Origin of the sequence: Puniceispirillum sp. (SeqCode), from assembly GCF_965657105.1 — a bacterium.
Taxonomy (GTDB): Bacteria; Pseudomonadota; Alphaproteobacteria; order Puniceispirillales; family Puniceispirillaceae; genus Puniceispirillum.
Genome location: NZ_CBFHNB010000008.1, coordinates 34,579 through 43,664 on the forward strand (window position 1 = coordinate 34,579; position 9,086 = coordinate 43,664).

11 protein-coding genes are annotated in these 9,086 nt (G+C 47.0%); 6 read left to right on the top strand and 5 right to left on the bottom strand.

Annotated elements, in window-relative coordinates:
* Nucleotides 1–2 precede the first annotated feature (2 nt).
* Entirely contained in the window at nt 3–368 is a 366-nt protein-coding gene (locus ACTF7Q_RS02290) for a hypothetical protein (RefSeq protein ID WP_438996233.1), read from the bottom strand.
* A 196-nt stretch (nt 369–564) separates the two neighbouring features.
* Here ACTF7Q_RS02290 and ACTF7Q_RS02295 point away from each other — a divergent pair, with 196 nt between their 5' ends.
* The 5 genes from ACTF7Q_RS02295 to ACTF7Q_RS02315 all read left to right on the top strand — a co-directional run bounded on the left by ACTF7Q_RS02295 (nt 565) and on the right by ACTF7Q_RS02315 (nt 3,693).
* A complete protein-coding gene (locus tag ACTF7Q_RS02295; RefSeq protein WP_438996234.1) occupies nt 565–954 on the top strand; it encodes a bactofilin family protein in 390 nt (129 codons plus the stop codon).
* A 46-nt stretch (nt 955–1,000) separates the two neighbouring features.
* The gene (locus tag ACTF7Q_RS02300; RefSeq protein WP_438996235.1) at nt 1,001–1,405 is read left to right on the top strand and encodes a bactofilin family protein; all 405 of its coding nucleotides are present in this window, start codon (nt 1,001–1,003) and stop codon (nt 1,403–1,405) included.
* A gap of 47 nt (nt 1,406–1,452) precedes the next feature.
* Complete coding sequence (locus ACTF7Q_RS02305) at nt 1,453–1,767, top strand: bactofilin family protein (RefSeq protein WP_438996236.1); 315 nt, start codon at nt 1,453–1,455, stop codon at nt 1,765–1,767.
* Nucleotides 1,768–1,908: 141 nt separating this feature from the next.
* Nucleotides 1,909–2,421 (top strand): hypothetical protein, encoded by a 513-nt coding sequence (locus tag ACTF7Q_RS02310; RefSeq protein ID WP_438996237.1) that lies wholly within the window; start codon nt 1,909–1,911, stop codon nt 2,419–2,421.
* A 93-nt stretch (nt 2,422–2,514) separates the two neighbouring features.
* Entirely contained in the window at nt 2,515–3,693 is a 1,179-nt protein-coding gene (locus ACTF7Q_RS02315) for a 4-hydroxybenzoate 3-monooxygenase (RefSeq protein WP_438996238.1), read from the top strand.
* Here ACTF7Q_RS02315 and ACTF7Q_RS02320 read toward each other — a convergent pair.
* Both ACTF7Q_RS02320 and ACTF7Q_RS02325 read right to left on the bottom strand, forming a co-directional pair.
* A complete protein-coding gene (locus ACTF7Q_RS02320; RefSeq protein ID WP_438996239.1) occupies nt 3,688–4,143 on the bottom strand; it encodes a hypothetical protein in 456 nt (151 codons plus the stop codon). The two genes, ACTF7Q_RS02315 and ACTF7Q_RS02320, sit on opposite strands and share 6 nt — an antisense overlap.
* Nucleotides 4,136–4,939: an FAD-binding domain-containing protein gene (locus tag ACTF7Q_RS02325; RefSeq protein ID WP_438996240.1), complete on the bottom strand. Its 804-nt coding sequence runs from the start codon at nt 4,937–4,939 to the stop codon at nt 4,136–4,138. The genes ACTF7Q_RS02320 and ACTF7Q_RS02325 overlap by 8 nt, the downstream gene beginning before the upstream one ends.
* A 182-nt stretch (nt 4,940–5,121) precedes the next feature.
* Here ACTF7Q_RS02325 and ACTF7Q_RS02330 point away from each other — a divergent pair, with 182 nt between their 5' ends.
* The gene (locus tag ACTF7Q_RS02330) at nt 5,122–6,669 is read left to right on the top strand and encodes an FAD-binding domain-containing protein (protein WP_438996241.1); all 1,548 of its coding nucleotides are present in this window, start codon (nt 5,122–5,124) and stop codon (nt 6,667–6,669) included.
* Between the two features lie 110 nt (nt 6,670–6,779).
* On the opposite strand, the gene ACTF7Q_RS02335 is transcribed toward ACTF7Q_RS02330, so the two are convergent.
* Nucleotides 6,780–7,517: an SDR family oxidoreductase gene (locus ACTF7Q_RS02335; protein ID WP_438996242.1), complete on the bottom strand. Its 738-nt coding sequence runs from the start codon at nt 7,515–7,517 to the stop codon at nt 6,780–6,782.
* A gap of 213 nt (nt 7,518–7,730) precedes the next feature.
* On the bottom strand, nt 7,731–8,678 hold the full coding sequence (locus ACTF7Q_RS02340) for a DMT family transporter (protein WP_438996243.1): 948 nt from the start codon (nt 8,676–8,678) through the stop codon (nt 7,731–7,733).
* Between the last annotated feature and the right edge of the window lie 408 nt (nt 8,679–9,086).

Genomic DNA, 9,086 nt, shown 5'->3' on the forward strand with positions numbered 1-9,086 from the left:
ATTTATCCAAGCTTCCACATCAACACGCCAATTACAGCAATATTCGAAAGAGTCTGAATGACACAAAATGCCAACAATGTTTTGTTAGAGACCTGATTTTTTACGTTTAAAGTAAAAGCGGGCATTTGTAACGCTGAGTCGAGCGCCGATTTTGTATCATTCTGCGGCACCTCTTGAGGGGCTTGGCTTGTAACTTCTTGTGAGATAGGGGTCTCATATTGAGGCTGCGCCGCCTGTGCCACCGCCAGTTCAGCAATATTGCCAACTGATCGAGAGCGAGGTTCTTCGCGCTGAGAAACCGACGCCGAACTGACTTCGTTTCGGATTTCTTCAATCCGCTTTCGAATGTCAACTACATCTTCACTCATAACTTCCTCAAACGCGCGACTTAAAAAAAAATAAAATGAGCCGTTAAGACTAATGATCGAAATCATTCAACGGTTAAGTTCTTACTATTATTTACGACTGTTTCAATAAATTGTTACCTTTGTAACGTATCGGCAAACAATTAATTTTAACTTTATTAGAAAAAATTTGATAAGCTCGCGTTATCAGGGGGTTGTTATGTTTAAAAATTCAGAGTCAAACGACGCAGATAGTGTAAATGTGTCTTTAATTGACGACCAGATGCGAATCACTGGAACAGTTGTTTCGGATGGTGATGTTATTCTTGCAGGTCAATTGGATGGGCAGATTATTTGCAATAAATTAACTGTCCAAGATGGTGCCATTCTTAATGGCAGTATAGAGACTGGGGAAGTTGTCATCTCGGGAACGGTGACAGGTGATGTTGTCTCCATTAACGCTCAAATCGAGGCGTCTGGTCATTTTGAGGGTGATTTAAAATGTATAGGCATAGAAGTTGAAGCCGGTGCTCATGTTGTTGCTAAATTTAAAAAGGCGCCAGCAAAAATCCTGAAGGCAGCAGCCAAACTAGAAACCGAAGCCGACTAAATAGCCGCAATTAAAAACCAATTTATTAAGATTAGAGGATAGAAGAATGGATATATCTAAAACCAAAGCTGTTATAGGTGAGGGCGCTCATTTTTCAGGCACAATAAGTAATGCCAAGTCAATCGAGATTAATGGCACTGTCGAAGCTGATCTGGAAGCTGAAAAAGTTTCAATTGGGCCAGAAGGTGAATTTCGAGGCGCGATTAAATCTGATCTGGTTGTTATTTCAGGTCATTATCACGGTGAAATGCACGCTCATAGTGTGTGGGCAACTGAAACAGCGCAGATCGCTGGCGAAGTCCATTATCAATCATTGCAAATGGATCGAGGTGCCGCACTAAATTGCCGTGTTGTTCATAACTGGACCGAAGATACGGGCAATAGTGTTACAGAGCCGGAAGATGAAGATGCCGCCAGCGATGATGCTGAAACAGGTGATGAAGCCTCATAAATGAAAATTTTGTCCAGTTCGGTCTGGCGCAGTAAAGGGAAATAGTTATGGACGTAAGTACAAACATCATACAGGGCATGGTCGTTGAAGGTAAGCTTGACGGAGGTGAAGCACCGGTTGTTATTTCAGGCAATTTTTCAGGTGAGTTGATTGCTGTTGAAGTATTCCTTGAAGAGATGGGCGTTTTCAAAGGCACTATGAACGCTGATCGTGTTGAAATAGCAGGTGATTTCAACGGAACTTTGACAACTGAAGAATTGTCAGTCGGGTCAACAGCAAAAGTTGATGGTGAGTTAAGAGCGAATTCACTTGCCATCGAACTTGGTGCCGAAGTTATCGGATCGGTTGGGCGCAAGTCATAAAAACTAAACTTTAAATTCATAATGATATTTCAAACCAGTGCGCATCTTGCGTGCTGGTTTTTTCATTTAATACCAATTTGATGCAAAAATTAATTGTGCGATAATCATAAAGCTTTGAACTGAGTGCTTTAGGACGCAGTCATGACAGAAGATTTCTTTCGCAAATTAAGTCAAAAGGAAATTGACGCGCTAACAAATGTTGATCTTGCTGGCCATGGCAACACAGACAATGCTTCGCGTCATCTTTTATTTCTTCTGTTATCTTATTTTGTCATCGTTTTATGCACATTGACATTTGTAATTTTGAAAAAAGAATTTTTTATCAACGAGTTACGGTTGATGGAAAATGTTGATCTTCAATTTGCCGAAGCGACACTTAATCAACGGATTATCAAAGTCATAGTCTTGTCGGCTATGATCGGTGTTAGTGCTATAATAAATCGTTATTTTTCGCTGATTGCTGTTCTTGTGTTTGTCGCTGCCATTTTCGGCCTGGTAGATGATTTTAGTATGCGCATTACACATTCGGACGATCCATTTTCCCTGACAGCTTCAATAGTTACCATTCTGCGATTAGTTGCGATTGGCCTTATTGGAAAGATGATTTTGCAAGCGATTGGAGAGTCATCGCAAAAGCACTCGGATTTCCGCTAACTGCGCATTTATCCAACTACATGACATCTAGCTGGTGGTGTTTTAATAAAATATGCGCTAACCATAATGAAACGTTTGGATTGTTAGTGTGTGATGCGTACTAAAGTTGCAATTATAGGGGCAGGGCCCGCTGGCCTGTTATTATCACATATCCTTCATCTAAGAGGGATTTCATCGGTCATTATTGAAGCGCGGTCACAAAGCTATTGTGAGGCGCGTATTCGGGCCGGCATTCTTGAACAAGGTACAGTTGATATGTTACGTGCCGCCGGCCTAGGCGCACGAATGGATCGTGAAGGATTGCCTCACCACGGTATTGATATTGCTTTTGATGGTGGCATTCATCCCATCAGCATTGAAAAATATGATAGTGGCAGACAGGTTATGGCCTATGGCCAGACTGAAATTGTCAAAGATTTGTTTCGTCAGCATGTGGATAATGGCACGGTCATCATAACTGATGCTGAGGTGACTGAAATTCGTGAAATTGATAGCGCATCGCCGCAGATACTCTATCGTCGCGAAGGTAAAGACCATACCCTAAACTGTGACTTTGTTGCTGGCTGTGATGGGTTTCGCGGTGTGTCCCGAAAGGCAATGCCAACATCGATACGCAATGATTTTGATCTGATTTATCCCTATTCATGGCTGGGTATTTTGGCCAAGGCACCGCCTATGAATAAAGTTGTGATCTATGCCCAGCATCCAAGAGGGTTTGCCTTGCAGTCAATGCGATCCAATGAGATCAGCCGCCTCTATATTCAGGTTGATAATGACGATCATGTTGATAATTGGTCGGATGAGGCATTGTGGGATGAATTGGATATCCGGATCGGCGTTAAGCAAAATCGTGGTGCGATCATTCAAAAGGGCATCACGCCGATGCGATCATTTGTATCTGAACCTATGTCATCTGGGCGTTTGTTTCTGGCTGGAGATGCGGGGCATATAGTCCCCCCCACAGGGGCAAAGGGTTTGAACCTGGCCATTGCTGACATAGCCTTATTATCGGCCGCTTTCATTGATTTCTATTGTGATGGCAGTGAAGCGCAACTTAAGGATTATTCGGAGCGTGTGCTACGGCGTGTCTGGAAAGTCGAACGCTTTAGCTGGTTCTGCACAACCTTGTTGCACACCGATCATCGCCATTCTGAATTTGAAAAGCGGCTTCAGCGTGCGGATATGGATTACCTGCTATCGTCAGATGCCGCGATGAAATCATTTGCGGAAAATTATGCTGGGCTTCCCATCGAAATTTTGCCTGATCTATAATCTGACGCCATCTTGGGATAAAGCGGCTTTCTTGGCCTTGTTCCAATAGCGAAAAAACCGCCCCAGATCAGGCGCACGTTCCAATGCCACAAAAGCATCATCTTCAATGATATGCGTTGGCAGCTGGCCGCGTGCAAATTCAATGAAGTGGCAAAGCTGTGGATTAGGCGTTTTGGGAATAAACAGATGAGTCAGGGATTCTTGCTCAATCAACGCAACAATCACATCATTCATTTTGCCATAATATATATCAACAGGCATTGTGCTGAGCGTTTCATATATGAAAACAAGACGCTTGAAACTATATCCGGCATCCGCAAAATAATCCGGATCCCAGATAAAAACAGGCTTTTTCCAGTCACTGTGATCGGATAGGGATTTCGTATGATCATTGAAAATAGGGTGGCTTAAACGTAAAGCATCTTCATGAAGAATAATAAGATTAGCCATGATTATCCTCCCGATTTGGAAACAGCATACCGTCCAACTCGTCATAAGAATAGGCAAGCGGCACATTATCCTGTGCTGCAACATTAAGCCCGGATGAGGCATATTTCCTTACATTCTCAAGATTGTAAAAATATGGTTTATTGGCAAAAGTGCTGGCTACCCATTGCCAGGATAAATTATTGCTTGCGGGATCACCATCTAGCAGATGACGCAAAAACCATTTTGCGCCAGCTTGCCACTTTATGCGCCGCCAATGCACAATATAGGCTGCGATATACATTCGTGCGTGATTATGCAGATAACCAGTCGTGCATAGTTCATGAATAAAATGATCTATAACGGCAACGCCGGTCTGACCAGTTGTAATGTCCGTGGCTAGCGTGTCAGCATAATCGTCAGCCGTAAAACCGGTCTTATAGTCTTCAATATCATGCCATATGTCATGCGGGTTCTGGCGGTAACGTCTTTGCCAGTAATCGCGCCAGGCTAGTTCCTGAATGAATTTTTCGGTTTGTTTTGGGTCGTCGCTGATCGATAGGGCGTGGTTGCGGACATCATTAAGCGAAATAATGCCATGCCGGATATATGGCGATAACCGCGACACGTCACCATCAAGATAGTTACGCGTATGCGCATATTGTTGTGGATTAATATTCGCTAATGCGGTTTGTGCAGATTCTTCCCCACCAATCGTCGCGCTTACAATGGAGTCAGCACTCTTGGGGTTAAGGCTGGCAACATATGCGATGAGCTGTTCACGGCTATCAAAACGAGATTTGAGGGGCTGAAGTGACATGATCTTACCTGATATGGCGGATATGGCGGATATGGCGGATATGAAGTGCCGCATTCAGTCGATGATGAGTGCTATATGGGTGTCACTGCAATATATGCAATATTAATTATGTGTTTTGCAGATAGGCATTTGATTTATCGCAGTCTGATATACACATATAGGACTTGTTAAGGGGCAAAGTCATGCATGTTGTTTGGTTTAAAAGGGATTTGCGTGTATGGGATCATGCGCCACTGGTCGCGGCCTCTGCGGCTGGTGCTGTTTTGCCGATTTATGTTGTTGAGCCTGCATTATGGGCGCAGCCTGACATGTCATATCGTCACTATGCGTTTCTTGGCGAAACCCTTGCCAGCCTTGATGAAAGCCTGACCAAATTAGGCCAGCCCCTAGTTATATATGCGGGTGATATGCCAAGCGTGTTGGCGGGCATCCATCAAAAATATGGCATAACGGCGCTTTACTCTCACGAAGAAACGGGGAATGGCTGGACATATGCCCGTGATCTAGCGGTTCAAGAATGGTGTAAAAACCATCATTGTCCGTGGCATGAATTTGCCCAGCATGGTGTGCATCGACCGCTTCGTTCACGGCGGGGTTGGGCTGGTAAATGGGACAAGATGATGCAGGCCGATGTTGTGCCTGCGCCAGATCATTTACCATCAATCGGGATAAAGGGTGTGCCATTGCCTAGCCCTAATGCCCTAGGGCTTATTGATGATCGATGCACTGAGCGGCAGAAAGGTGGCCGAAACCACGCGATTGCGCTGTTAAAAAGCTTTTTGACAAGCCGCGGACAAAAATATCGCTATGAAATGTCATCACCTGTGACCGCCGCTGATAGTTGTTCGCGGCTTTCGACGCATCTGGCCTTTGGTGCTGTGTCACTGCGCGAGGTATTTCAAGCCTCACGACGCCGGCAACTGGCAATAGGCGACGCTGAAACAGGCAATAAGCGCGCATGGCAGAATGCCCTAAAAAGCTTTGAAAGCCGACTGCATTGGCATTGCCATTTCATTCAGAAACTTGAAGATGAACCTGCCATTGAATTCCGGCCTTTTCATTCGGCTTATGACGCTCTCGACAAGACGCATGCCGATGCCGATACCCGATTTGCCGCATGGGTAGAGGGGCGCACAGGCTATCCCCTTGTCGATGCGGTTATGCGGTCACTGACAGCGACGGGCTGGCTGACCTTTCGGATGCGGGCCATGACGATGAGCTTTGCTAGCTATCATCTATGGCTTGATTGGCGGTCTCCAGCCCAGCATCTTGCGCGTAGCTTTATCGATTATGAACCTGGCATCCATTATAGCCAATGCCAGATGCAATCGGGCATTACCGGCATCAATACAATCCGTATCTATAACCCGATCAAGCAAAGTCAGGATCAGGATCCGCACGGCATTTTTATCCGGCGCTGGGTGCCCGAGCTGCGGCATATATCGGATAATTTGATCCATACGCCATGGATACGGCCAGATCAGGCACCGGACTATCCAGCGCCCATTGTAGATGAGAAAATCGCCCGCAAAAGCGCTAGCCAGCATATGCACGCCATTCGCAAATCATCCATGCACCGCCGTGAAGCGGCGCGTATTGTGACCAGACATGCGAGCCGGAAAGAGGGTGTGCCACTGTCCCGCAGGATACAATCGGGCACTGACGATATGCGCATCAAACGCCGCCAAAAGCAGGCGGATCAGGATAGCCAGCTGGATCTTGGACTATAGAAAGCTAAATGTTTCACGTGAAACATATCATGAACAAACACGAGTGACTGTCGCGTTATAGATCATAGCAGATAGTTATATTGATTTAGTTACACCCTGTCAGGCCAGATCTAGCCGCGCCCGACAAAAGGCATCTTTGACGCCATTATCGTCATGAATTGGACATTGGTTTCAAGCGGCAGATTGGCCATATGCAGAACCGCGTCGGCAACATGCGCCACATCCATAGTGGCTTCGGCCTTGATAGTGCCATCGGCCTGCGGCACGCCTTTGGTCATCGGCATCGCCATTTCGGTCAGCGCATTGCCTATATCAATCTGCGAACAGGCAATATCAAACGGACGGCCATCCAGCGACAAGGTTTTGGTCAGACCGGTAATGGCATGTTTGGTTGTGGTATAGGGCACCGATCCTGGCCGTGGGGCATGTGCAGAAATCGAACCATTATTGATTATCCGCCCACCTTGCGGGGATTGCGCGCGCATCAAGGCAAAGGCCGCCCGCGCACATAAAAAAGACGCGTTTAGGTTGATATTCACAACATCAAGCCATGTCTTTACGGGAATGTCATCGATAGGCATAGCTGGACTGCCAATGCCGGCATTGTTAAACAGAACATCAAGGCGACCCCAGCTATTAAAGGCGGTGCTGAACGAAGCCTCGACAGCATCAGCATCACTGACATCACATGGCATGATCAGGGCGTTTTCATGCCCGTTGGCGGTTGCATCGAGGGTTTCCCGCCGCCGGCCAATAAGCCCAACCTTGTATCCCGCATCAAGAAATGCCTGTGCCGTTGCCCGCCCGATACCGCTACCCGCGCCTGTGATGATGATCGTTTTCGCCATGATCTTTGCCCTCTGTCAAATAGGGCGTAAGCTTAGGCAAACTAAATGGATGCGTCCAGCGATCAAGATGCACCCGACTAAATGATTTCAAGTTACACCCCACCTGACAGGGGCTTTAATCCTTTGTGGAAACATATTGAAACTATATGTAAAGCATGAGTTTTAGTAGTAAAATTTTGCGCATTTCATCCGATCTAAGACAGCAACCATAGGCTAGGCGGTGGGGGCGCGAACTACTTTATAAACTGCAAAAACGGTCAGCGCACAGCCCACCAGCGCGACCGCATTCAACTGCTCATCGAATAGCCACCATGTCTGTAGCAAGGTCACTGGCGGCACCAGATAGAAATAGCTGGTGACTTTGACGACTTCGCCCTCGCGGATCATATACATCAACAGCACCACCGCCAAAATAGACAGGCCGAATACCAGCCATAACAGCGCCAATGCCAGCTCGATTGTCGGCGTGACAGTTTGCGTTTCCAGCGTGAAGGTCAGAATCAGCATCATCACCATCGCCCCCAGATATTGATATAATGACCCGCTAAGCAAGGGGACAGCGGCTCCGATGCGCTTTTGAATGATGGTGCCAACCGAAATGCCGAACAAGGCAACGATATTGGCGATTAGCCCAGCCATGCTCATGGAGTTTGCATTGGTTGATATGCTATTGGGGCTGGCGAAGTTGGCGGGGCTGGCGATCTTGATCATGCCGAGGTCGAAGGATGTATTGCTGGTCACAACAAGGGTGATGCCGATAAAGCCAGCGATCAGGCCGATATATTGGCTGTTATAGTACTGGTTTGGGCGCGCGGGCTGGTGCAAAAATACACGCTCCAGCACCGATATAAGGATCGGCTGCAAGCCCACGATCACCGCCGAAATGCCCGCCGGCACACCTTGCTTGATCGCATAGAACACCCCGCCAAGATACAGCCCATGCAGCATGATCCCGACAAGCATCTGGCCTAGCGCCTGACGCAATGTGGCGCGCGAATGCCGCCCGATTTCGACGATCAAACCGATCAACACGATCACGCAGATAAAGCGCACGAACAGCATGAAGAAGGGCTCTATATAGGGCAGGCCGTATTTGGCGCCGACAAAGCCGGTGCTCCATAGCCACACAAATAGCAGCGGGATCAAATTTGTCAGACGCATATGGTTCTCTTTTTCGGCTTAGTCTGAACGCTTGGTTTGGGCGTGACGTTAATGTGAACAGGCTTATAAACGCAACGGGTTATTAAACCATTAATGATGAGAGATGAGGATTTGAAATGGTGTATTAGTTTTAGTCGGCGGGAATATCCCGCGTAAAGCGGTATCTAGGATAGCCTGTTCATGCCAGAAAATCATGTCCTGCATTACCACCGCGTTTTGCCATGAACTCTGCCCTCTGTCAAATAGGGCTCAAGCTTAGGCAAACTAGATGGATGCGTCCAGCGCTGAACCTGCACCCGACTAAATGATTTCAGGTTACACCCCACCTGACAGGAGCCTTAATCGCCTGCGGCGGCGATCCGGCAAAGCTATGAGTTCAGGTTACACCCCACCTGACAGGAGCCTTAA

Coding starts and splice junctions, on each gene's coding strand:
- ACTF7Q_RS02305 (WP_438996236.1), top strand. CDS start 1,453: ATGGACGTAAGTACAAACATCATACAGGGCATGGTCGTTGAAGGTAAG.
- ACTF7Q_RS02315 (WP_438996238.1), top strand. CDS start 2,515: ATGCGTACTAAAGTTGCAATTATAGGGGCAGGGCCCGCTGGCCTGTTA.
- ACTF7Q_RS02325 (WP_438996240.1), bottom strand. CDS start 4,939: ATGTCACTTCAGCCCCTCAAATCTCGTTTTGATAGCCGTGAACAGCTC.
- ACTF7Q_RS02295 (WP_438996234.1), top strand. CDS start 565: ATGTTTAAAAATTCAGAGTCAAACGACGCAGATAGTGTAAATGTGTCT.
- ACTF7Q_RS02320 (WP_438996239.1), bottom strand. CDS start 4,143: ATGGCTAATCTTATTATTCTTCATGAAGATGCTTTACGTTTAAGCCAC.
- ACTF7Q_RS02335 (WP_438996242.1), bottom strand. CDS start 7,517: ATGGCGAAAACGATCATCATCACAGGCGCGGGTAGCGGTATCGGGCGG.
- ACTF7Q_RS02330 (WP_438996241.1), top strand. CDS start 5,122: ATGCATGTTGTTTGGTTTAAAAGGGATTTGCGTGTATGGGATCATGCG.
- ACTF7Q_RS02290 (WP_438996233.1), bottom strand. CDS start 368: ATGAGTGAAGATGTAGTTGACATTCGAAAGCGGATTGAAGAAATCCGA.
- ACTF7Q_RS02300 (WP_438996235.1), top strand. CDS start 1,001: ATGGATATATCTAAAACCAAAGCTGTTATAGGTGAGGGCGCTCATTTT.
- ACTF7Q_RS02340 (WP_438996243.1), bottom strand. CDS start 8,678: ATGCGTCTGACAAATTTGATCCCGCTGCTATTTGTGTGGCTATGGAGC.
- ACTF7Q_RS02310 (WP_438996237.1), top strand. CDS start 1,909: ATGACAGAAGATTTCTTTCGCAAATTAAGTCAAAAGGAAATTGACGCG.